Origin of the sequence: Cardiobacterium sp. Marseille-Q4385 (assembly GCF_916618745.1) — a bacterium.
Classification (GTDB): domain Bacteria; phylum Pseudomonadota; class Gammaproteobacteria; order Cardiobacteriales; family Cardiobacteriaceae; genus Cardiobacterium.
Genome location: NZ_OU745373.1, coordinates 562,453 through 585,660, shown reverse-complemented (window position 1 = coordinate 585,660; position 23,208 = coordinate 562,453). Strand labels below are relative to the sequence as shown.

Here is a 23,208-nt window from a genome sequence, read left to right as displayed (position 1 = left end):
AAAAACACAGGAACAACCATGACAACCTACACCTTTGCCGATTTGCCTTACGCCTACGACGCCCTCGAACCCGTCATCGATGCGACCACCATGCAAATCCACCATGGCCGCCACCACAAAGCCTATTACGACAACTTCCTTGCCGCCATCAAAGACAACCCGCTGAACGGCCAGCCGCTGGAAACCATCTTCGCCCACATCAGCAAAGAAAGCGCGGCACTGCGCAACAACGCTGGCGGTTACTACAACCACAACCACTACTGGAACGTCATGCGCCCGAACGGCAGCAACGCGCCAAGCGGCGCCCTGCTGGATGCCATCAACAGCACCTTCGGCAGCGTGGACGCCTGCAAAGCCGCCTTCAAAGACGCCGGCATCAAACAATTCGGCTCCGGCTGGGCTTGGCTGATCGTCGGTAAAGACGGCAAACTCGCCATCACCAGCACCCCGAACCAGGACAACCCGCTGATGGACACCGCCGCCGTCCAGGGCACGCCTATCCTCGGCTGCGACGTGTGGGAACACGCCTACTATCTCCACTACCAGAACAAACGCCCCGACTACCTCGACGCCTGGTGGCAAATCGTGAACTGGGACTACGTCGCCGAACTCTACGCAAAAGCGACCGCCTGAGCACACCGCTCACAACAAAGCCGGACTAAGTCCGGCTTTTTTCATGCCAAGAGGCGCCAAGCGGGATAAACACTGGGTTTGCGCGACTGCTATTGAAACCAGAACAGCCCGCGTCAGCAGGAGCGTGCGAGGAATAGAACAACCTGCCTTTGCGCATTCGTCATCTTTTCCGCTGCTCCTGGAAAGAAACCATTGATACCATGACGCCGTTTGGTGAATTGCCAGACGGGAGAAAAAGCCAGTCATCCTTTTGCGGCAAACATGGCTTGCGGGCGGGAACTGGCAAACAGAGATGCCTAATGAATAAAGGGGTAATACATGAAAGACCAGAATCCAAACCATTTGGGAATACATTATTCCCATCCATGGCAGTATTTTCTGTTGGTATATCTCTTAAGTGCTCCGTTTTGGTTACTGTCTTTATTCATTCAGCATAGCGCTTTGCCTGATAACCTTCCGCTTACGGATATTGGCGCGGCACTTACCCCTACAATCGCCGCCGCCTTGCTGCGTTATCGAGAAGGGGGAATGACAGCAGTGCGTCAATTATTCTTGCGAATATTGGATTATCGGCGGATAAAACGAGTGGCTTACTTATGGACTGCAATACTCTTATTTCCCACGCTCTATTTATTCACTTATCTGGCAATACGTCAAACAGGGCAAAGTATACCGGCACATATTCCATTACAGATCTCTCTGTTGGGAGCCTTTATCATGTTCTTTATTGCCGCCATTGCCGAAGAATTAGGTTATGCCGCCTACGCGACAGAAAGTTTACAACGATATTTTACGCCACTTGCTACAGCACTGATCATTGGAGTGCCTTGGGCATTGTGGCATTTGCCGTCAATGATAGCGATAGGACAGAATGCCGAACTCATTGCTTGGGGACTGGCTGGGACAATAGCAGTACGCATAATATATGTCTGGTTATACAACGGGAGCGGTGGTTCAGTATTTGTACTGATTATGTGTCATACCGTTGCCAATACCGCACGAACAGGATTTCCAGGTGGGCGTTCCGCTTACGAAAATAACAATGGGGCAATTCCTTACGGCATTATTATCGTTGCTGCGATACTGATAATAGCTTTTTGGCATAAAGCCATGTGTCGGGCACACAAAACCCATTAAAAACCAAGCTATTAAAGTCTGGGACATCCTCCGCCACTAACGCCTTTTTCCCAGCTGGCGGGCGCAGCCATATAATCTGCCACTACATCAACCATAAAAGGAAACCATGACAGCTTTTACCTGCCCCCACTGCGGCCAGCGAGGCATCACCGTTTGGCGCAAACTTGTCCTCGGCTGGGGTCGTGCCGTGCCCTGCCAATACTGTGGCCTGAAAATCACAGTCTCGCCACTGCCCGCTGTAGCGGCGATGCTGCCTGTGGCACTGATTGTGCTCGCCATCGGTACGGGTTGGTTGCGTGAGCCGGCAGCGGTGATCCTCCTTGGCCTGTTCGCCTGGATCAGCTACGCCCTGCTGCATCTCTACATCGTGCCGCTCTCGCGGGCAGGAATTACCTGGAAAGCAGCCGTCGAACAAGCGCATGAAAAACACCGCCGAGCTGCCGCCAAGCGGGACAACCACGCGGATTAACCCAAGCCAAGGAACCCCATGCACCCCAACTACACCCCACTTGACGCCAACCCCGGCCTCAGCGCCCAGTTCAGCGTCAACTACGACGACGGCAGCGTGGACGCCTGCAAAGACGGCAAACTCGCCATCACCAGCACCCCGGACCAGGACAAACCGCTGATGGGCACCGCCACCGTCCAGGGTACGCCCATCCTCGGCTGCGATGTGTGGGAACACGTCTACTACCTTCACTACCAGAATAAACGCCCCGACTACCTCGACGCCTGGTGGCAAATCGTGAACTGGGACTACGTTGCCGAACTCTGCGCGAAAGCGACCGCCTGAGCACAGAGCCCAACAACAAAGCCGGTTGCGCCAAACACCGCCAAGCGGGGCAAATACTGGATTCCCGAAAGATAAACAAGCGGGAAAAACACAGGGAGCCGACGCGTCCTATAATCACCCCAATGCAAAACAAGAACGCCCATGCAAACCAAAAGACACTATCGCTGGCAATTCCGGCAAAAATACCTCTTCAGCTACCTGAGCATGATGCTCGTCTTTATCATATTTGGCGTAACAGGAGGTTATCGTTACATGGTCTATGTCATCCATAACCAATACTCATGGGGCAATTTATTGTTTGGGATTCTCTTCATTACGCTGATGCTTGCTATTGCTTACGGTGCCTATCACATTGGATTGCGAAGCTGGATAGCATCCTTTCGACAGCCAGAATTTATAGAAATCAATCACCATGGCATTATCTATTGCCGCGCTACGCAGCAAGAAAAAATAGCATGGGATGAAATATTAAAAATAACGCTTACCCGTAAGTATCTCTCGCATAGAGGGACAATAGGAAAAGATATTGGCACCATGCGGATCATCAAGAAAAACAGCAAAATTATTGACATTAACATTGCTGAAATAAATGGTGATCATATTGATGTCAACCTGATCCTTATCATTCCTGCCTTTATTATATTCATAATGTTTGTCAGTAAAGTCTATGCGGTTATAGCCTTCATCACCATAAACCTTATCCTCTCAGTACCTGTGGGCAGAAAATCAGCCAAAGAAATACAACAAGCCCTGTGCCATTACGGCAAAGAAGCCTTGCTGGTGAGCAACGGCCTGCTTTGAAACACGGAGAACCCCATGATCCCCAACTACACCCCACTTGACGCCAACCCCGGCATCAGCGCCCAGTTCAGCGTCAATTACGACGACGGCAGCGCCGATAACTGGGACCTGCCCGCCCTGCTCGCCGACGTACTCGATGCCGAAGGCTACCCCACCACGCGCCACGGCGACTGGCTCCATCACGCGGCCAGTGGCTACGCGCTGCTGGTGCAAATCGCCGCGCTGGACCTCGGCGAACGCGTGCGAAGCACCACCACCATCCAAATCCACCACCCCGACCTCTTCCCGCAGGGCATTTTCGAATACCAGCACAGCTTTGGCGAAAGCGCGGAAGAGGCCATCCGCTACGGCTTCGAACTGTGGCTATCCAGCGATTGGCAACTGCTGCACGCCGTCGCCACCCACGATGACAAAGACCACACCGGCATGACCATGACCTTCTCCGACGGTGGCTCGCGCCGCGTCCACTTCGGCGCACCGCAATACTGGCAGGAAAACCCGGCGCCCGTCCCGGCAGACAGTGAAGACGATGACGCCCATCATCCCTTCTGCCCCTGCTGCCTCTTCACCAACAGCATGGACGCCTACCAACCGCTCCTGGAAGCGCAGGACAACTACGCCCTGCGCTTCTTCGCCGCGCGCAACGATGACGGCAGCACCGATGCCGATTGCCGCGTCAACGGCGAAGACTACACGCCGGGCATAGACGCCCTGCGAGCCTACGCCGCAACCTGGCCGGGCACAGGCAGCGAATTCCGCAAACAATACGTCCTCATCACGAACGGCTGACGGGCCCAGTAATTACGCCGCTTGGTGGGGCCAGTATTTACGCCGCTTGGTGGGGTCAGCATTTACGTCGCTTGGCGGGACCAGTATTTACGCCGCTTGGCGGGCCCAGTATTGACGCCGCTTGGCGGGGCCCAGTATTTACGCTGCTTGATGGGCCCAGCATTGACGCCGCTTCGCGGGGTCAGTATTTACGCCGCTTGGCGGGGGCAGCATTGACGCCGCTTGGCGGGGCCAGCATTGAAGCCGCTTGGCGGGGCCAGCATTGATGCCGCTTGGCGGGGCCAGCATTTACGCCGCTTGGCGGGGCCAGTATTGATGCCGCTTGGCGGGGCCAGCATTGATGCCGCTTAGCGGGGTCAGTATTTACAGCGCTTGGCGGGCCCAGTAATTACGCCGCTTGACGGAGCCAGCATTTACGCCGCTTGGCGCGTGTTCAAACCGAAAGCCCGCATAAAATGCTCTCCCGGTTTCCGATGGGGTAGGGCAAGGGGAAGTCGGATGCGGTGTTGGCTCGCCCCAGTCTCGTTGTACTATCTGCACCATCTTTGGCTCGCCGCCTTGTCCCAGCCCTATTTGCAACACGACCTTATTCACCCCATGCCCCATATTGATACGCTGCCCGCCGGAGCTCTCGACATCATCGGCGACATCCACGGCGAATACGCCGCCCTGCAACAACTGCTCGGCCACCTCGGTTACCGCCCGGATGGCAGTCATCCACAGGGGCGGCGCCTCGTCTTCGTCGGCGACCTCGTTGATCGCGGCAACGATGTTCCCGCCGTGCTGGACTGGTTCATGCGGGCTCACGCCGCCGGGTATGCGCAAATGGTGCTTGGCAATCATGAAATCAACCTGCTGCTGGGCGATGCCAAGCCGGGTTCCGGCTGGTATTTCGCGCAGCGTGCCGACAAGGATGCCGCTGATTTCGCCCCGTGGCAGCATTACCCTGCCGCCGGCAAAGCGACGCTGCACCGCTTTCTCGCCGCACAACCGCTCGTGCTGGAGCGGGACGACCTGCGCATCGTTCACGCCGCCTGGCTGCCTGCCGCCATCGCCCGTCTGCGCGCCGCGCCGGACGACGGTCTCGTCGCTAACCACCGTCGCTGGGAAAAAGCGCTTGCCGAAGAAGCGGGGCAACAGCCGTGGTATCCCGCCTGGCAGGCGGAGGAGGCGCGCGACGGCGATCTGCACGACCCCGGCCATGCGCCCGCCTACCGCCCCGCGACCGCCGCGCGTGACAGCTACTACAGCCGGGGCAATCCTGTCCGCGCCCTGACTTGCGGCAGCGAAAGCCCTGCCACCGCGCCGCATTACGCCGGCGGGCGTTGGCGCTTCGTCGAACGCACGCCGTGGTGGCAGGATTATCGTGATGCGCCTGCCGTTGTCATCGGCCACTACTGGCGCCGCTGGCGTGGCGATCATTCGCTCTTTCCCTGCCCGCCACAGCACTGGTTCGGCGCCCGGCACAACGTTTTCTGCTGCGACTACGCCGTCGGCGCGCGCTGGCGCGACCGCAAGGCAGGCATTGCGCCGCAACGCTCCGCTTACCGCCTCGCCGCTTTGCGCTGGCCGGAAAAAACGCTTGTCTTTGATGACGGCGAGACCGTCGCCACCCTTTGAACCTCCATGCACACCCTCGACATCCCCTACCACGGCCACACCTACCGCATCCACCTGCGCCCGCCGCGCCGCAACAACCGCCGCCTGCGCCTCAGCGTGGATGGCAGCGGCACCCTCTACCTCTCGCATCCGCCGCGCAGCCGCCGTGCCGACATCGAACATTTCATCCGCAGCAATCTTGACTGGATCGCCGCTCACGCCCATCCGCAAGAAATGCGGCCACCCGCCCCCTACGCTGATGGCAGCCCGCAGCAACTGCTCGGCGCCACTTACCGCCTCGCCCTGCGCGCGGACGCCACCGCCCGCATCCGGCTTGCTGGCGATATTCTCACCACCACTCCGGCGGATGATGCCACCCTTGCCGCCCGCTTCCGCGCCTTCCATCGCGTGCAAAGCCTGGCGCACATCCCCGCCCTCGTCGCCGCTGCCCTGCCACATTGCCCGTGGGTTGCCGCGATGCCGCCGCTGCGCTACCGCCATATGCGCCGCAGCTGGGGCAATTGCAGCAGGGACGGCATCATCACTTTCAACACCGCGCTGATTCAGTACCCGCCGGCACAAATCCGCCACGTCATCATCCACGAACTCTGCCACCTGCAAGAGCACAACCACAGCGCCGCCTTTTATGCCCTGATGGACGCCGCTCAACCCGACTGGCGCACATACAAGGCGGCGCTCATCGCCTATCAGCGCGAGTATCGGCTTTGATCAGGCAGGGTAATCTGGGCTTGTGAAGGAAATGCTCGGGAACAGGAGCAGGCAAAAGTAAGGTGGCGCTTGACCCAGCAAGCAGGCGCAGTCAGTGTGCTTCGTCACATCTCGGTAAAACCGGTGTCTATCCCGCTTGACGCATACGCAAACGGAAATCTCGCACGAAAATCTCCTCAACCCGTGGGGCTGGAATGGCTCACGGAGCGAGAAAGGGGGGAATCATCCCCGGTATGCAGAAGGCAGTTTCGTCATACACGTAATGACGGGCGCAGAAAAAATCCACGGCAATCCGTCCAACGGCTATGCTCGCCTTGTTCAACCAGAGGAGCCCGTCATGACCACCATCATCACCGCCGCCGGTGGCAATGCCACCGCCATTGACACACTTGCCGCCCCGCTAACGCGAGCCGCTTATGCCGCGCGTGGACAGGCGCTGGTCGCCGCCTACTCCGCGCAAGGCGTGGAGCAGGCAGGATTTTTAATCCGGACGGCAAACGCTGCCCATTTTGAGATGGCAGGTGGCGAATTCTGCGGCAATGCCGCCCGTGCCGCTGCGTTGCTGCTGGCGCCGCAGGGAGGCGCGGTGTCGTTTTCGATGTCCGGTTTTGCCGGACGGGTGCAGGCGGAGGTGGTGCGCCGTGCGGCGGATTTTTGGGTGCACTGCCGCTTCCCCGGGATGCAGGCGGTGGCGCGAGCTGTCCGCTTGGATGACGGTAGTGCGGCGGCGCTGGTGGATTTGGGCGGCATCGTCCATGTCGTGCTGGAAGCGGCGTTCCCCGCCGCAGCGGAGGCGTTTCGCGCCCGCCATCGTGCGCTGTGTGCGCAGCTGGATTTGGCGGCGCGTCCTGCCGTCGGTGTAGTCTGGTGCGAACGCGCGCATGGGCGTGTCGCCATTCATCCGGTGGTGTGGGTGCGGGAAGTGGACAGCTTCTTTTACGAATCATCCTGCGGCAGCGGCTCCATTGCCGCTGCTGCGGTTTGCGGGGCTGGTACCGTGCGCCAGCCGAGCGGACGGGAGATGGATGTCACCCTTGATGCGGCGGGCATTGCGCTGGCGAGCGAGATGGCGATATTGCCGTAATAGCGGAGTATGGCAGCGATATTTATATTTTCCCGCCAAGATAGGCACCGGATAATTTCTGCAATTTATCGCGGTCAATCAACTTCCCGGAAAAGTTAAAATCCCCGTCAATTTTAATGATGAGCAATTGCTGGAAATTGCCTTGCATTTTAACCTTTACTTGTTTGCTGTCATTCTCGGGCGAGATGGTTTTAACCTCTGTCAATTTCTTTCCGATAAAACCATCCGACCCTGCTTGATGGGGATTTTGATGTCGTATCAGTCCGAATTCTGTTTCGGCATAGAGTTCCCCCAATTCACCCCAGATTTGTAAGTATCGCCCGGTCAGTTCGAAATATGCTTCGGCTGATTGCAGTAAATCTGCCAAAATTTCTCTTTTGGGCAAAATGGCTCCGGAGTTGGGATAGGGATTGGTATTGCCTAAAGGAATAGCGGCATCATTCAATACGTCCTCATCAAAATATTCCCACGGGGCATAGCCATTGGCAGCGGCTTCTGCAATTTCATCGGCGCTATACCCGGCATCCCGCATTTCATAAAGAAATTCCCATTCGCTCACGATGTGCTCCTGTAAATTGACAATACGGTTAGATTAGTAAAGAACGATAATAACGTAGGGTGGTTTTTATCCATTATTTATATGATTTAGATGGTGGGCCAAGGCCCACCCTACGGTCAGGTTTTATTGATCGTTGTGCTATAAATTGACAGTCTATTCTTGACGCCCTGTTACCACTCCAGGGTTCTGCGTTTGCGGGTGCGGAAAGTCCAGCGTTCCGTTTGTTCCTTGCCGCCCTGGGTGTAGTGAAATTCGGCGGTGTATTCGGTGTCGTAATCAAGCGGGGCGGGGGCGAACAGGGCAAATTCGTTCGCCTGCATCAGGCGGTGGCGGTCGTTCGCGGCGGTGAGGATGATCGGGTTGCGGATTTCGCCTTTGTCGGAACGCAGGGTGAAAGTGCGCATTTCCACGGGGGCAGTCGTGCCATAAAAGGCGATGCTGACCGGATTGCCGACGGCTTTTGTGCTGGGCATGGGGTTGGGGATTTCCTTGCCGTCGTAGGCGGGTTCGATATTGCTGCCGGCGGGGTATTTGACTGCGCCGATGTAGCGGCGCGGTGCGGCATCAAGCGGGATTTTCACCGTCTGGCCGTTGCATTCCATGGTGAGAACGTAGCGTTTGCTCGCTTGACTGCCCGCCTGCGCGCAAAACTCGCGTTCGCGGCTGCTGCCCTGCACGATGACGAAGGCGGCGTGGCGGCTGCGGACCCAGGCGACACCCGCTTCATCGTGGTCGGGGTCGAGCAGGGCGAGGCGGTGATAAAGGGCGGTCATCAGGCCGTCGGTGCTGCGGATGCCGCTGCGTGCGAAGTTGCCGGCGGTGAGATTTTCCACCACCGGGGCGGGATAACCGGCGGCGGTGGCGCGCACCTGCGGGTCGGCGCCGGTGTAGTGCGGGTTACGGCGGTTGTTTTCCTTGTGGCCATGCGCGTCCTTGCCGAGATAGGCGGCGTGGTTCTGCGCCGCTTGGGTCAACGCGGGATTGGGGCGCAATTCCTGTATTCCCGCCTGTGCCCGCCAGTGGTTGAGGCGCTCCAGCCCCGCTTTCGCTTCTTTGTCAGGGTCATAATGCCACTGTGAGAACCAGGCGATGCCGAGAAAGACAACGGCGAGGGGCAGCCAGAATTTAATGATGCGCTGCATCATGGAAGAGTGTTGCGACATGGGGGAGGGGGAATAGTGAATGGGCGGCAGATTGTACAGGCAGTTGGGAACGTATGCGGTTGTCTTGCTTGGTGTGATGCCTGCGCTTGCGTCCGAACGGAATGCGGGCGACAAAAGAAGAAGCCCCGCCGTGGCGGGGCATGTCGCTTTATGTGTCGTCTTCCTCGTCATCTTCGTCTTCGTATTGCGCGGGGGATTCGCCGACTTTTTTCACGATGACGGCACAGGGTTCGTCGCCAATGGCTGCCGCTTCCAGCGGGTAGATTTTTTCCAGGCACAAGCGGTGCATCCAGTCGTCGCCGAAGTCGAAACGGTAGTAGATGAAATCTTTTTCTTGCAGCTTCGCGTCGTCGAGGGTGAAGGTCGCGGCGTTGTGGGCGATATCGCCTTCATCCATCATCATGTCGGCATCTTCCATGCTGTACGGGTCAAGAACCCGCTCTTTGCAATCGTATAAGGCGTGGTCGCTTTTTGCTTCTTCGCGGGTGAGGATGAATTGGTAGAGGTGCGGGTCGTAGCGGTCAAAGGCGGTGAAGATAAGGTCGTGCAGGTCTTCAAAGGTGGCATTGCCGGCGATGTCGAGGATGCGGTGCAGTTTGTTGGCCGGCACAGCGTGGTATTCGATGAGCGATATTTTGAAGCGGTAGATGTTGATGGGCATAGGGTTCTCCGGTAGGTGTTCGCTTGGTGCGGATTTTAGCCTTACTTGGTGTCGGCTAGAAATCGAAGCGGATGCCTTGCGCATAAGCAAAACGCAGTTCGTCTGCGCCGATAAAGTCGCTGTTGATGCTGGCATCTGTCTGGCCGCTGGCTAAGGCGGCGTAAAGATCGGCATAGCGCCTCCGGTAGCCGCAGGCGCGGATATGGTGGCTGAGGAAATCGTGCGCCGCCTCGCTGCCGCCGCAACAGAAGGCGTAATAAAAGAGGCCGGTGTGCAGGTTTTTATTATCCAGCCAGGGACTCAAAGCGCTGCCGTGCTGGCGCAGGTAGGCAACGGCGACGGCTTTGTCGGTAAATAGGTCGCACAGGGGCAGGACGTATTGTTGCAAATCAGCGACGATGCCGCGCACGCTGTGCGGCAGGCTGGCGCCCGCCAGTTGCCAGTGGCGCCAGTCTTTTCTAGGGGTCAGGTAACCAAGCTGGTTGGCATAGAAAACACCGCTGACGTCACCGTTCGGCAGGGATTGGCTCTGCACCCATTGTTTGAATTGCCTGGAGGAGAGCACGATGTGCACCAGCATGGTGATGTTATGCGCACCGTTGTTGCGGCTGCCCTGAAAGCGGATTTCGCAGACGGTGTCGCGGTCGGACAGGTCTTTTTTCAACACCTGCCCTTTTTGCAGGAGGCGGAAGCCGTCCAGTTGCGCGGCGATTTGCGTGCAGGCGTGAAGGAAGGTTTCGCGGGAGGTCATGGTTTTTGGGGGTTGGATGGAATGGACAACGGCGTGGTTGAGCCGCTTGGCGGTATTTTCGGATTTGTTCTGCGGGGATTGTCTGCTGTACTCTCTGACGCGCGCTGTACCAATCCCCTCCTCTCTACCTAGCTAGAGGAAGGGGACACTACGACCAATTATTCAAACAGTTCATAAAAACAATTTGCTAAATACTTGGATCTTTCTTCAATCTCTTCTTCCTCAAAAAATTTTTTGTCAGATAATGTTTTCAAGAAATCTTCAGTAGATTTTGAGTTTGATTTTTTATAAATTTCAACTTTAACTTCTAGGGTGCTATTTCCGCATTTTTGATTCAGGTTATCTTCTAAATAAATAAGATTGCCTATATTTAGAGAATAATGTCTATATCTGGTATCTTTTTCAGAAACAATATGCTCAATAGTATAATTATCTGGGATACAGACTCTATTTGACATTTTTTTTTCAATCTCAGAAATGGCAAATTTAGATAATATATTACTATCGTATTCTTCATTGCTTGAGTAAGATAGTTTTATAAATTTCTCTAAAAACTCATTTTTCGTAGGCAATTTGTCTTTAAAAGTCCTTATGATATCATCAATAATTATTCCTAAGTCGTTTGAATTATTGCTTTTAGATACTAGTACTGAAAAATCTGTGTACTTAGTTTCTATAGCGTTAGGATTTTTCTTGCATAGAGCATTATAAGCAAAATGGAATCTGGGAAGAAATGTTAATATTTTTTTACAATTTTTTGGTGTTAATATACCTTTTTCTTTTGCTCTTAACAAAGATAATAGCAATGGTCTACATTGTTTTATGTTAAACGCGCCTAAATAATTTAATGAATCTACCATATACTTATCTTTCTTATCATAATCAGATAAATATGGTGATATTATTTTTTTATAGTTTTCTGCCGCCTTTTGTAGGTCATTTAAGAAATCTTCATATTTTTCTTTCGACACTTGAGCCTTAAATTGCTCATAAAGAGCTAATCTTTTATTTATACTGTATCTAGAAGACCAAAAGTGTCTATAAAATGTAGAAATTTCTATCTTCTCGCGTTCTGCTAATTGTATCTTTATTTTCTTCCATTTACTGTTTGCATTGTCTTTTGGTTCTATATTATTTAAGTATCTAAATATTTCATTTTTAATTAAATCAATATCTTCTAATTTCTTTCCTTTTGAGTTTAATATTTCAAATATTAAATTTGCATTACCTTTATCTACCGTAGATATACAAATCACTTGACTCTCTAGTAGAGCATCTCTAATTCTTTTTAAAGACTCTATGTAGCTTTCATCTTCTTTCTTAACTAACTTTTTTATCTGTTCCTTTTTTAATTTTTGGAAAAAATATTTTATAGCTTCAAATATTCTTCTTGTTTCATCATCTGGTATATCAGCTCCTTTCTTCAAAATATCAGATAATTCTTGCTTTCTATCTTGAACATTATCTTTAAAGAAGTCATCTAAAGTATCATTCTGCAAGATTGTAATTTTTTCATCATTGTCCGTTGTTTTAACAATATACTCCCAAACGCGAATTGCTAAACTATTCTCTCCATTCATATCCAGCAATTTTCCAATTACTGATAACAAAATGGTTGCTGTTGTTATTCTTTGCTGACCATCTATAACCTCTAGTTTTCCTTTTGAGCCAGTTATATCTCCAACAACTAAAATGGTACCGAAAAAGTATGGAGATTTATTAGAAGTTTCTTCAGCATTTAAGCCGAATACTAAATCATCAAGAAATTCTGATATATGTTCTTTTTCCCAAGAATAATCTCGTTGAAATCTAGGAATTACCAGCTGGTTAAAATTGGTCCCAAGTAAATCCCGAAAAGTCTTGATGTTAAAATTAAAATTCATTCTTCATTTCCTTTATAAGTTAGCTAGTTTGTATTCGAAAAATTCATCCCTCACAACTGCTGCAATTCAGCAAATTGCGGTTAAAGCGTTGTGCCGCACTGATGCTGTGCTGGTAGTAGATGGATTTGAGGCCGAGTTCGGCGGCGGTGAGGTAGAGTTGGTTGATGTCGCGGGTCGGGGTGTCGGGGTGGATCATGACGTTGATGCTTTGCCCCTGGTCGATGTATTTCTGCCGCTGTGCCGCTTGCTGGATGACCGCCAGTTGGCTGATTTCGGAGAAGGTTTTGTAGATTTCTTTTTCTTCGTCAGTGAGTGCCGCGAGGTGTTGCACGGAGCCGTCGTTCAGCAGGATGCTTTCCCAGGTTTTTTCGGTGTTCAGGCCTTTTTCTTCGAGGAGTTCGACGAGGAAGGGGTTTTTGTAGGTGGTTTTGATTTTGGCGAGGTCTTTGACGTGGTAGTTGGATTTGAAGGGTTCGACGGAGGGCGAGACGCTGCCGAGGATGAAGCTGCTCGATTTGGTCGGGGCGATGCTCATCAGGGTGGTGTTGCGGCGGCCATAGCCGGTGAGGATTTCCGGTTCGCCGAATTCGGCGGCAAGTTTTTTCGAGGCGGCGAGGGTTTTTTCTTGCAGCAGACGGAAGATTTCGTTGTTTTTCTGCATGGCGGCAAAGCTGTCGAAGGCGATGCGCTGCGATTGCAGGTAGCTGTGCCAGCCGAGGACACCGAGGCCGAGGGCGCGGTGGCGTTTGGCGAAGCGGTGCGCGCGGTCAAGGAAGGGGATGTCCGCGCTTTTGGTGATGAATTCGCTCATCACGGCGTCGAGGAAGCAGGTGAGGGTTTCGACGGCGTCGGTGTTTTTCCATTCTTCGTAGTGCAGCAGGTTCATGGAGGAGAGGCAGCAGACGAAGCTTTCTTCGTCGCTGGCCGGCAGCATGATTTCGGTGCAGAGGTTGGAGGCGTAGATGGGCAGGTCTAGCGCCTGATAGACGTCGGGGCGGCCGGCATTGGCGTTGTCTTTGAAGAAGAGGTAGGGGATGCCGGTTTCGGCTTTGCGTTGCAGGACTTTCGCCCAGATGCGGCGTTTGTTGGCATCGCCCGCTTTCATGTCTTCGAGCCACTGGTTGCTGATGCAGACGCCGTAGTACATGAGCTGGATGGGGTTGCCTTCGGTGTGGATGTCCAGCCATTCGTCGATGTCGCCGTGGTCGATGTCGATGTAGCCCGCGAACTGGCCTTTGCGTGAGGTGCCTTGCGAGATGACGTCGATGATGGTGTCGAAGAGTTTGCTGAAGTTGAAGGAGCCGTCGGATTTGCCGTTGTTGCTGATGGCGCTGCCGCGCGGGCGGATGTCGCCGAAGTAGGCGCTGGTGCCGCCGCCGATTTTGCTCATCATGCCGACTTCGGCGGTGGTGCGCATGATGTCGTAGATGGAGTCGCCGATGTAGCTGCCGAAGCAGGAGATGGGCAGACCGCGGCTGAGGCCGAAGTTTGACCACACCGGCGAGGAGAGGGAGTAGTAGCCGCGCGCCATGTAGTGGTGGAAGCGGTCGACAAAGGTGGGGTCATTGAGGATTTTGCCGGCGTGGTTGGCGATGGCGCGGATGCGGTCTTCGGGCGTGGTGCCGTCGAGCAGGTAGCCGCGTTCTAGAAAGAGGCGGCTGTCTTCGTTCAGCCAGGCGAAGTCGGGGCGGGAGGCAGCGGTGCTGTTGGTTGCGGTCATGGTGTTTCCTTGTGTGTGGGCGCAATGGCAAGGCGGGCTTTCCCGCCCGCTTGTTGGTGTTGCTGTGTGGGGGTTAGAAAAGGTCGTCGGCGGTGATTTGTTTGGTCTTCTTGCTGTAATCGGTGCTGCGTTTGTAGAAGAAGTCGCTTTCTTTGCCGGAGAGGATTTCGATGTCGAACCACTCGGTTTCGCGCAGTTTGCGCGCATCCACGAGGTAGGGTGCGTTGATGCCGAGGATGCTGAGCGAGTTGTTGTAGCGGTTGACGATGTAGTTTTCCACGGTGTCGCGGGTGATGAAGCTGAGGTCGCCTTCTTCAAACATCCAGTCAAGGATGCCGCGTTCGGCTTCAAGCGCCTGATCGGCCAGTGTTTTCAGTTCGTCGTAGAAGTCGGGGGTGAAGAGGCGCGGGTGTTCTTCTTTGATGATGCCGTAGAGGGCGATGCCGAAGCGGCCATGGATTTCTTCTTCTTTGGAGGTGGCTTCGACGGCGTTGGAGATGCCCTTGAAGAGGTTGCGGTGTTTGTTGAACGACATGATGACGAGGAACTGCCCGAAGAGCGAGATGTGCTCAACGAAGAGCGAGAACATCACCAGCGAGAGGACGAAGCGCTCGCGGCCGATGTCTTTGTCGCGCATGAAGTCTTCCATGTATTCGATGCGCCGCATCAGGGCGGGGATCTGCTTGATCTGGGTGAACATTTCGTTCATGCCGAGTTTTTCGAGGAGGAAGGAGTAGGCGTCTTTGTGGCGCACTTCGCTTTCGGCAAAGGTGCCGCCGACGTCGTCGATTTCGGGTTTGGGGAAGTAGCGGTAGAGGTCGCCCCAGAAGCGTTTGACGCTGACTTCGACTTGCGAGATGGCCAGCATGGCGCGGGTGAGGACGCTGCGCTCGCGCTCGTTAATAACAGTGCGGTAGTCCTGGATGTCGCCGGTGAAGTTGAATTCGGTGTGCAGCCAGTAGGAATGGCGGATGGCGTCTTTGAATTCGAGCAGTTCCGGGTATTCGTAGGGTTTGATTTCCAGGCGTTTTTCGAAGAGGTTGCGGGGTTTCATAGGGTTTCCGTCCGGTGAAATGAGGGTGGCTGACTAGAGCCTATGAGGTGGCATTTTAGGGAGGATTTTGGAGGTGCCTAGTCTTGACAAAATGCGGGGCAACTTAGTCGGCTGAAATGGCGGAGATTTTTGTTAAACGCAAAATATGGGGTGTAATTAACGGTTGGAGCACTATATGTTGTGCTGGTATGGGGTTGTGCGGAGCAATAAGAGGCGGCTGTCAGGGTGATGCGGTGGAGATTGTGGCGTGTCACCCGGCAGGTTCAGGGGATGGCATTCACGCCGAGGATGCCGGGATGCTTTCTGATGAGGTCGTAGGGCAGGATGGTATCTTCGGGATGGGCGTGGGCGGCTTTGCTGGGCGGCAACAGCGGGCCGATGTAGAGACCGCGCGGGGTGAGGTAGAAGTAGGGGTATTGGTAATCCTGGGCGCGGTAGGGATAGCGGTGCATGCTTTGTGGTGCCGCCGCTTGCAGCGCATCCAGCAGCCAGGCGGCGCGGGTTTCGCGTAGGGTTTGGTCGGCGGGAATGTCATCGGCGAGGAGGTACGGTGCGCCATCGCCAATCCAGAGCAGGTCTTCGAGTTCGAGGCCGCGCGCCTGCTCAATGTCATAGGTGATGCCATAGTGGCCGCCAAAGCCGCAGGGGGTTTGTTCGTGGATATGGGCGCTGATGTAGCGCGGGCTGAGGTAGGTTGGTTCCGTGTTAACGCGGTAGTCAAGCGCGGCGCGTTTGTCCGCCGGTAGGGCGGCAAGGCATTGGCGGCGTGCGTAGAGGGTGGTGAGTGCCTGGGCGCGCAGGTAAGGGTTGATGGTGTCGCGGTTGTCGTCGTAGCCGCTGCTGATGAGGAAGTGTTCGAGACCACTGGCGGGTTCACGCCAGTATTGCAGCTTGATGGCGTTGTCGTTGTGAGCAGTGGTTTGGCTCGGCGTGAAGGTGAGATCATCCAGCAGCGCCGCTTCGTAGGGCAGTTCGGTGGCGAAGAGGCAGTTGGCAGGATCGTGGACAGGCGGGGTGTAGGGCGTGAGCGTCGTGCCGCCACGGATGCGCCAGTTATCGCTGCGTTGTTCGAGGTAGCTGCCGGCAATGGTGCGGTAGCAGCGGGTCTCTGCCGGGCAGTTATCGCCTGGTGCCAGCGGGAACGGCAGGCGCTCGTCTTCGTAGTGATGAGTCAGGGTGTCGCTGTCGAGGACGAGGATGCGCCCCGCATCGTTGCCGCGATAGACGGCAGAATGGGCGATGCAGGCGGCGGTTAACGTGAGTGTGGCAAGCAGGCGACACATGGTTCAGAAGCGGTAGCCGACGGAGATCGCGCCAAAGCTGGAGCTTTTCGCCAGCGGGCTTTTGAATTCGCGGCTGCGCCAGTTGACGGTGTAGCTGATGCGGAAGTTTTTGTGGTTGTAGGCGGCACCGAGGGCAAGGTCGTGCACGAAGGGGCGGCGTTTGACGTGATGGCTGTCTTTCCAGGTGTTACCGTCAAGGAAGATGTTGTGCGCCATGAGGCGGGCGTCGTAGCCGAGGTAGGTCATCCAGCCGTGGCCGTCGGTGTATTCAAAGTAACCACTGCCGGGAATGGCGGGACGGACGCGCACCGGCTGGGTCTGCCAGCGCAGGTTGCTGGGGGTGAAGTCGATGGTGAAACCGGCGTTGGCGTAGGTGTAGACGTTGCCGAGGGTTACGCCGCCATGCGGGGCGAAGCGGGCGTGCAGGTTTTTGCCAATATCGGCGGTGTACCAGCCCGGCCAGGAGCGTTCCCAGGAGAGGATAACGCCGGGTTCGTCGCGCAGTTGGTACTTCCAGCCGTGCGGCTGGTAGTCGGCGTGGATGAGGCGGTGGAATTTGTCCTGGATAAATTCGCCCTGCGCGGAGGGGCCGATCCAGCCGAGGGTGAGTTCGACGTCGTCCATGTGGCGGTCGGTGATAGTGCTGATGCCTGCTGAGCCGTAGAGGAAAGCAGCATAGGGACGGTCGCGCACATCGAGGGTGCTGCGATCGATGTCGCTGGGGGTGTAGAGGTTATGGCCGAAGGAGAGGTAAGTGCTGGTGGTTTTGTTGGCGTCGAAAGTTGGCACGAGGCGGTCGATCCAGTCGGCATAGAAGGGCTGTTCGGCACCCACGTTAAACCAGGTGATACGCAGGCCGTTGGTGTAGTCACGATCGTAGCCGCTGCCGAATTTGTCGTTTTCAATATTGAGGGTGAGGAAGCGGTCGCTGCCGTTCAGGATATGTTCCGGTACGCGTTCGACCAGCGGTTCTTTCGGCTTTTCGATGGTGACTTCCGGAGTTTCCAGAATCACGCCTTCCTTGGGGGTAAAGAGTTGTTGCCATAGATTGCGTTCTTCGGCGCGGGCGGCGATAGCAAGCAGCATCATGACGAGGTAAGAGAGTTTGCGCATGGGTCTTGGCGGTGGTTTGTGAGAAAGTGGTAATGTAACGTAATCCGACCGTGCACGGTAGCCCTGCCGTTGACTTTATATAGGGGCGTCCGTATGATTGCGCGCTTTGAATTTTCCCCGATGGAGTTACCGAAATGTCAAAAAGAACGTTCCAACCGAGCAATATTTCCCGCAAGCGTACACACGGTTTCCGTGCCCGTATGGCTACCAAAAACGGTCGTAAAATCCTGAGCCGCCGTCGTGCCAAAGGACGCCACCGTTTGACCGTCTGATAACGCGGGTCGTCGCGCCGTGAACGCATCTTTTCCCCACACGGCAAGGCTGACACAGCGCCGCGAATACGACCACGTTTTTCAAGCCCCCGAACGAAAAAGCAGCGACCGCTGTTTTACCGTTTTGGGGCGTTCTCGTTTACAGGGCGAGCCGACCCGCCTCGGCTTGGTCGTCGCCAAACGGCAAATCCGCCGCGCCCACGAGCGCAACCGCGTCAAGCGGCTGGTGCGGGAGGCCTTCCGCCAACTACCGCAACGTGAAGAGGCTGCGCTGGATATCGTCGTCATCGCGCGGGCGGCGGCGCAGGATACCGACAACGCTGCCTTATTTCGCACATTACACCGTCACTTTCAGCGGATCATTCCATGAAACGGCTGCTTATCGTCCTTATCCGCCTCTATCGCCGCACCCTTAGTCCCTTCATCGGGCAACAATGCCGCTTCGAGCCGACCTGCTCACACTACGGTGAAGAAGCCATTGCAAAACACGGCGCATGGCGCGGCACATTATTGACCCTCTGGCGCATCCTGCGCTGCGGTCCGTGGTGCAAAGGTGGCTATGACCCCGTACCTGACACATTCTTGGTGAAGCATGAAAAACAACCCTAAATTACTTCTCTACATCAGTGCCGCCATCCTGGCGTTTTTGCTGTGGCAAAAATGGCAAATCGCCAACCTGCCGCCCGCGCCGACGCAGACTGCGGCGACCCCTGCGGCCGTTACCCCGAGTAATACCGGAGCGGATGTGCCTCAGGCAACAGCTGGCAGCGATATCCCGACCACCGCCACCAGTGGTGACATCCCGGCGACGCACACAGAAACCGGCGCCACCATCCGTGTCAAAACCGACGTATTCACCCTGCAAATCGCTACAAAAGGCGGCTCCATCGTCCATGCCGACCTGCTGCGTTACGCCGCGAACAAGAACAGCGATCAGCCGCTGGCCTTGCTCCATCCTGACAACCCCGCGCGCTTCCTGCTGCAAAGCGGCCTGACCTCAGGCAATGGCGACAAAGCACCGACCCACCACGCCACCTTCACTGCGCCCGCCAGCGAATATACCCTGGCCGACGGTCAGGACAGCCTGAGCGTGCCGCTTACCTGGCAAGAAAACGGCATCACCGTCACCAAAACCTACACCTTCAAACGCGGTGCCTACGACTTTACCCTTGAACAAAAAGTCCAGAACGACAGCGACAAAACCTGGTCGGGCAACGCCTACCAACAATGGGTATTCGGCCAACCGCTACCATCCGGCGGTATGGGACAAGTCGGCACCTACACTGGTGGTGTTGTGTCCTACGACAGCGATCCTTACGAAAAAATCAAACTGGGCACCCAATTCAACGCCAAAACCGAAAAAGGCTGGGTGGCGATGATCCAGCACTACTTCGTGGGTGCCATCGTCCCGCCGCAAGGACAAACGCAGGAGTTTTACACCAACACCAACGCTACCAGCGGCGATCACTTCATTGGCGTGAGCAGCGGCGTACAACAAATCGCCGCAGGCCAAAGCGCCAGCTTTACCAACAACATCTACATTGGCCCGAAAATCCAGAAAGACCTCAAAGCCGTCGCCCCCAACCTCGACAAAACCGTCGATTACGGCTTCCTATTCATGATCGGCCAGCCGATGTACTACGTCCTGCACTTCATCCACGGCATCGTCGGCAACTGGGGCTGGGCGCTCATCCTCATGACCCTGCTCATCAAAGTGCTCTTCTTCACCCCATCCGCCTGGGCCTACAAATCTATGGCGAAAATGCGCCGTTTGGGGCCGGAAATGCAGCGCATCAAAGAACAATACGGCGACGATCGTCAGGCCGCGAGCATGGCGATGATGAAACTCTACAAAGACGAAAAAGTGAACCCGGCCAGCGGCTGCCTGCCGATGCTGCTGCAAATTCCCTTCTTCATCGCCTTCTACTGGGTCCTCATCGAATCCGTCGAACTGCGCCATGCGCCGTGGCTCGGCTGGATACACGACCTCTCGGCGATGGATCCCTACTTTATCCTGCCGATCATCAACGCCGCGCTGATGTTCCTGCAACAAAAACTCAACCCGCCGCCGCCCGACCCGACCCAGGCCAAAGTCATGATGATGCTGCCGCTCGTCTTCGGCTTCATGTTCATGTGGTTCCCGTCCGGCCTTGTCCTTTACTGGACCGTCAGTAACGCCTTCGGCATCGTTCAGCAATACATCATGAACAAACGCTACGGCGACCGTAAGCACCCGCCGCACGACGCCCACGGCAAAAAACACAACAAAGCACCCAACAAAAAATGACGGCACACGACACCATAGCCGCCCTCGCAACGCCGCCCGGAACGGGCGGCGTTGCCATAATCCGTATCAGCGGCCACGACGCCCTCGCCATCGGCACCCGCCTTAGCGGCAAAACCCCGGCGCCGCGCCGCGCCACCCTCGCCGCATTACACGACGCGGACGGCAGCCTCATCGACCAGGGCCTGCTGCTCTACTTCCCCGCGCCCCATTCCTACACCGGCGAAGACACCCTCGAAATCCACGGCCACGGCGGCATCGCCGTCAGCCAAACCGTCCTCGCCGCCGTCCTGAACGCCGGCGCCCGTCTGGCCGAACCCGGCGAATACAGCCGTCGCGCCTACCAGAACGGCAAAATCGACCTTGCCCAGGCCGAAGCCATCGCTGACCTCATCAACGCCCGCACCGCCGCTGCCGTCAAAGCTGCCACACGTTCACTACAAGGCGCCTTCTCCCAGGAAGTGAACGCGCTTGCCGCCGAACTGCTCGCCCTGCGCGCCTACATCGAAGCCGCGCTGGACTTCCCTGAAGAAGAAAACGACTACCTCAGCGAAGGCGATCTCGAAGCGCGTCTGCACCACTGGGGCGAACGCCTCGCCCGCCTGCTTGCACAAAGCACCCAGGGCCGCCTGATGAACGACGGCATCAACCTTGTCATCGCCGGCAAACCGAACGCCGGCAAATCCAGCCTGCTCAACGCCCTCGTTGGCGAAGAGCGTGCCATCGTCACTGCCCAGGCAGGTACCACCCGCGACATCGTGCGCGAAACCCTCAACATTGCCGGCGTCCCGGTCAACATCCTCGACACTGCCGGTCTGCGCGACGCCGCCGATCACATCGAACAAGAAGGCATCCGCCGCACCAAACAGGCGCTTGCCAGTGCCGACCTCATCCTGCTGCTGGTGGACGGCAGCACCCTCGCGAGCGGCGACGACCCCGCCGCCGACCTGCCGCCGGAAAGTGCTACCACCCCGCGCCTGCTCGCCTACAACAAAGCCGACCAAACCCCGGCGGACATCCAGGCAAACCACCGCGAAGGCCTGTGGCTATCAGCAAAAACCGGCGACGGTATCGACGACCTGCGCCACGCCATTGCCGCCGCCGTTGGTCGTGACGAACGCGAAGAAACCCCCTACATCGCGCGCGAACGCCACCTGCGCGCCCTCAAACAGGCCGCGCAACACCACCGCGACGCCCTCGCCCAACTGCATGGCGCCCGCAACGGCGAACTACTGGCGGAAGACTTGCGCCTCGCCCACGACGCCCTCGGCAGCATCACCGGCGCAACCAGCAGCGACGACCTGCTCGGCCACATCTTCTCCACCTTCTGCATCGGCAAATAAACCCTTCGCGCAGCCGCCAAGCGGGATAAACGCTGGTCTCCCGAATCGCCGCCAAGCGGGATAAACACTGGGCTCCCGAATCGCTGCCAAGCGGGATAAACACTGGGCTTCCGAACCGCTGCCAAGCGGGATAAATGCTGGGCTCCTGAACTGCCGCCAAGCGGGATGGTCGCTGGGTTCTGGGGTGGCTGCCAAGCGGGATAAATGCTGGGTTTCTGAATTGCCGCCAAGCGGGATAAATGCTGGTCTCCCGAATCGCTGCCAAGCGGGATAAACACTGGGCTTCCGAACCGCCGCCAAGCGGGATAAATGCTGGGTTCCCGAACGGCCGCCAAGCGGGATAAACACTGGACTCCTGAACTGTCGCCAAGCGGGATAAACACTGGACTCCTGAACTGTCGCCAAGCGGGATAAATACTGGACTCCTGAACTGCCGCTTCCCACTTGCCCCTACCCTTCTCATAAACCCAGCATTTATCCCGCTTGGCACCTGCCCTGCCCTTCTTGCAAATGCTGGTTTGCTTCCGCTTGTTCATAGGCTCCTATCTATCGCAATGCTGGCGTATAGGACAAAAAAGGAGCTATCTTGGAGGACCTTGTGTCTATAGGACAAAAAAGGAGCTATCTATCGTCAGGCATGGCGAAATAATCCTTTATAAACTTGACTTTATTCTCTCTTTTCATCCCGTGATGACACCCCAATTTGCACTTTAAGTCGGCAAAGCGCCCATCCAGCAAATTGGTGGTGTTGCACATGCCCAAAACGGGATACGCTTCAAAGGTAAACAGGTAGTCCAAGTTCCGTTTCAGGCTCAAATACGCGCTTCTCAGCGTCTTGTGCGTTTAGTGCGAACTGCCGGTTTCCTCGTTGACCGTTCGTTCGTTGAGGAAGCCCTCATGCTGCCCAAACCATGCCTGCAGCGCGCCTTGAAACGCTGTCTTGCCGCTGTCCTTCAGGGTGAGCGTCAGTCGCCACAGCGCCTTGCCTGCCGCCGTTTTCGGGTTACGTGTCAGATAACGGCTGACGGTTTTGACCTGGTGAAACTGGCATAGCCGCGCGGGAATCTCGGGAAACATCTGTAGTAATCCCTTTCGCCCGTCGCAGACAATACTTTGTATCTCAACGCCTTTTTCCCGAAGCTCGTTCAGCGCCGCGGCATACAGGGCGTTGGTTTCGTATTTGACTTCATCGACGGACAGAGCCTGTTGGCTGATGCTGTCCATCAGCACCATCACGCCGAAACTGCGCCCGAAGTATGTGGTATCCATGATGATGTTGGCTTTTTCGGGCAGCGGGTAGCGCTCCCTGATTTGCACACTGCGAAGGCGGCGATAGATGGTTTTGCTGCTGCATCCATACTGCTTGGCAAGCTGCGCGGCCGTTTGTTTGCCTGCGCTATAAGCTGTCCAAAGCTCGTCGTTTTGAAGGCGCTTGCCGCCGTCAAAACGTTTGCCGCAAGCCTTGCATTTATATCGTTGCTTGCCATTTTGCCAGCCATCTTTTTTGATCTGCTTTGAGCCGCAGAAAAAGCTTTTTTTGTGTTCAAAGCCTTTGAC

24 protein-coding genes and 1 pseudogene are annotated in these 23,208 nt (G+C 55.9%); 15 read left to right on the top strand and 10 right to left on the bottom strand.

What is annotated here, in order from left to right; genetic code table 11:
* Nucleotides 1-18: 18 nt before the first annotated feature.
* The 9 genes and pseudogenes from LG374_RS02855 to LG374_RS02815 all read left to right on the top strand — a co-directional run bounded on the left by LG374_RS02855 (nt 19) and on the right by LG374_RS02815 (nt 7,565).
* Nucleotides 19-633 (top strand): superoxide dismutase, encoded by a 615-nt coding sequence (locus LG374_RS02855; RefSeq protein ID WP_225756300.1) that lies wholly within the window; start codon nt 19-21, stop codon nt 631-633.
* A gap of 318 nt (nt 634-951) precedes the next feature.
* Nucleotides 952-1,770, top strand: a complete 819-nt coding sequence (locus LG374_RS02850) for a CPBP family intramembrane glutamic endopeptidase (RefSeq protein WP_225756299.1) — start codon at nt 952-954, stop codon at nt 1,768-1,770.
* A gap of 106 nt (nt 1,771-1,876) precedes the next feature.
* Nucleotides 1,877-2,239 (top strand): hypothetical protein, encoded by a 363-nt coding sequence (locus LG374_RS02845; protein WP_225756298.1) that lies wholly within the window; start codon nt 1,877-1,879, stop codon nt 2,237-2,239.
* Nucleotides 2,240-2,347: 108 nt separating this feature from the next.
* Nucleotides 2,348-2,563 (top strand): annotated as a pseudogene (locus LG374_RS02840) (superoxide dismutase); the annotation flags it as partial.
* A 141-nt stretch (nt 2,564-2,704) separates the two neighbouring features.
* On the top strand, nt 2,705-3,364 hold the full coding sequence (locus LG374_RS02835; RefSeq protein ID WP_225756297.1) for a hypothetical protein: 660 nt from the start codon (nt 2,705-2,707) through the stop codon (nt 3,362-3,364).
* Between the two features lie 15 nt (nt 3,365-3,379).
* Nucleotides 3,380-4,153, top strand: coding sequence for a DUF6348 family protein (locus LG374_RS02830; RefSeq protein WP_225756296.1), 774 nt, complete (start codon nt 3,380-3,382; stop codon nt 4,151-4,153).
* A 597-nt stretch (nt 4,154-4,750) separates the two neighbouring features.
* Entirely contained in the window at nt 4,751-5,773 is a 1,023-nt protein-coding gene (locus LG374_RS02825; protein ID WP_370639323.1) for a metallophosphoesterase, read from the top strand.
* 6 nt (nt 5,774-5,779) lie between these two features.
* Entirely contained in the window at nt 5,780-6,481 is a 702-nt protein-coding gene (locus LG374_RS02820; RefSeq protein WP_225756294.1) for a M48 family metallopeptidase, read from the top strand.
* A gap of 337 nt (nt 6,482-6,818) precedes the next feature.
* A complete protein-coding gene (locus tag LG374_RS02815; protein ID WP_225756293.1) occupies nt 6,819-7,565 on the top strand; it encodes a hypothetical protein in 747 nt (248 codons plus the stop codon).
* A 22-nt stretch (nt 7,566-7,587) separates the two neighbouring features.
* On the opposite strand, the gene LG374_RS02810 is transcribed toward LG374_RS02815, so the two are convergent.
* The 9 genes from LG374_RS02810 to LG374_RS02770 form a co-directional block, all read right to left on the bottom strand.
* Nucleotides 7,588-8,124: a hypothetical protein gene (locus LG374_RS02810; RefSeq protein ID WP_225756292.1), complete on the bottom strand. Its 537-nt coding sequence runs from the start codon at nt 8,122-8,124 to the stop codon at nt 7,588-7,590.
* 170 nt (nt 8,125-8,294) lie between these two features.
* Entirely contained in the window at nt 8,295-9,269 is a 975-nt protein-coding gene (locus tag LG374_RS02805) for a CAP domain-containing protein (RefSeq protein WP_225756291.1), read from the bottom strand.
* A 166-nt stretch (nt 9,270-9,435) separates the two neighbouring features.
* Nucleotides 9,436-9,948, bottom strand: coding sequence for a plasmid pRiA4b ORF-3 family protein (locus tag LG374_RS02800; protein ID WP_225756290.1), 513 nt, complete (start codon nt 9,946-9,948; stop codon nt 9,436-9,438).
* A 55-nt stretch (nt 9,949-10,003) separates the two neighbouring features.
* The gene (locus tag LG374_RS02795) at nt 10,004-10,699 is read right to left on the bottom strand and encodes a hypothetical protein (RefSeq protein WP_225756289.1); all 696 of its coding nucleotides are present in this window, start codon (nt 10,697-10,699) and stop codon (nt 10,004-10,006) included.
* 158 nt (nt 10,700-10,857) lie between these two features.
* Entirely contained in the window at nt 10,858-12,582 is a 1,725-nt protein-coding gene (locus tag LG374_RS02790) for a DUF262 domain-containing protein (RefSeq protein ID WP_225756288.1), read from the bottom strand.
* Nucleotides 12,583-12,625: 43 nt separating this feature from the next.
* On the bottom strand, nt 12,626-14,302 hold the full coding sequence (locus LG374_RS02785; protein ID WP_225756287.1) for a ribonucleoside-diphosphate reductase subunit alpha: 1,677 nt from the start codon (nt 14,300-14,302) through the stop codon (nt 12,626-12,628).
* Nucleotides 14,303-14,375: 73 nt separating this feature from the next.
* Nucleotides 14,376-15,356, bottom strand: coding sequence for a ribonucleotide-diphosphate reductase subunit beta (locus LG374_RS02780; protein WP_006986422.1), 981 nt, complete (start codon nt 15,354-15,356; stop codon nt 14,376-14,378).
* A 263-nt stretch (nt 15,357-15,619) separates the two neighbouring features.
* The gene (locus LG374_RS02775; protein ID WP_225756286.1) at nt 15,620-16,639 is read right to left on the bottom strand and encodes a hypothetical protein; all 1,020 of its coding nucleotides are present in this window, start codon (nt 16,637-16,639) and stop codon (nt 15,620-15,622) included.
* A 3-nt stretch (nt 16,640-16,642) separates the two neighbouring features.
* Nucleotides 16,643-17,752 carry a lipid A deacylase LpxR family protein gene (locus tag LG374_RS02770; protein WP_225756285.1) on the bottom strand — a complete coding sequence of 370 codons (1,110 nt, stop codon included), beginning with the start codon at nt 17,750-17,752 and terminating at the stop codon, nt 16,643-16,645.
* 134 nt (nt 17,753-17,886) lie between these two features.
* Between LG374_RS02770 and rpmH the strand changes: the two genes are divergently transcribed.
* Genes rpmH through mnmE form a run of 5 tightly spaced genes read left to right on the top strand, consistent with a single transcriptional unit; the run spans nt 17,887 to nt 21,651 of the window.
* A complete protein-coding gene (rpmH, locus tag LG374_RS02765) occupies nt 17,887-18,024 on the top strand; it encodes a 50S ribosomal protein L34 (RefSeq protein WP_115611980.1) in 138 nt (45 codons plus the stop codon).
* Nucleotides 18,025-18,043: 19 nt separating this feature from the next.
* Nucleotides 18,044-18,394, top strand: coding sequence for a ribonuclease P protein component (rnpA, locus tag LG374_RS02760; protein ID WP_225756284.1), 351 nt, complete (start codon nt 18,044-18,046; stop codon nt 18,392-18,394).
* Entirely contained in the window at nt 18,391-18,633 is a 243-nt protein-coding gene (yidD, locus tag LG374_RS02755; RefSeq protein ID WP_225756283.1) for a membrane protein insertion efficiency factor YidD, read from the top strand. Before rnpA ends, yidD begins: the two co-directional genes overlap by 4 nt.
* Entirely contained in the window at nt 18,617-20,311 is a 1,695-nt protein-coding gene (gene yidC / locus LG374_RS02750; protein ID WP_225756282.1) for a membrane protein insertase YidC, read from the top strand. The genes yidD and yidC overlap by 17 nt, the downstream gene beginning before the upstream one ends.
* A complete protein-coding gene (gene mnmE, locus LG374_RS02745) occupies nt 20,308-21,651 on the top strand; it encodes a tRNA uridine-5-carboxymethylaminomethyl(34) synthesis GTPase MnmE (protein WP_225756281.1) in 1,344 nt (447 codons plus the stop codon). The genes yidC and mnmE overlap by 4 nt, the downstream gene beginning before the upstream one ends.
* Before the next feature lie 843 nt (nt 21,652-22,494).
* Here mnmE and LG374_RS02740 read toward each other — a convergent pair.
* Nucleotides 22,495-22,875, bottom strand: coding sequence for a hypothetical protein (locus LG374_RS02740; RefSeq protein ID WP_225756280.1), 381 nt, complete (start codon nt 22,873-22,875; stop codon nt 22,495-22,497).
* Between LG374_RS02740 and LG374_RS02735 the strand changes: the two genes are divergently transcribed.
* Nucleotides 22,858-23,169, top strand: coding sequence for a hypothetical protein (locus tag LG374_RS02735; protein WP_225756279.1), 312 nt, complete (start codon nt 22,858-22,860; stop codon nt 23,167-23,169). The genes LG374_RS02740 and LG374_RS02735 overlap by 18 nt on opposite strands.
* The last annotated feature ends 39 nt before the right edge of the window (nt 23,170-23,208 follow it).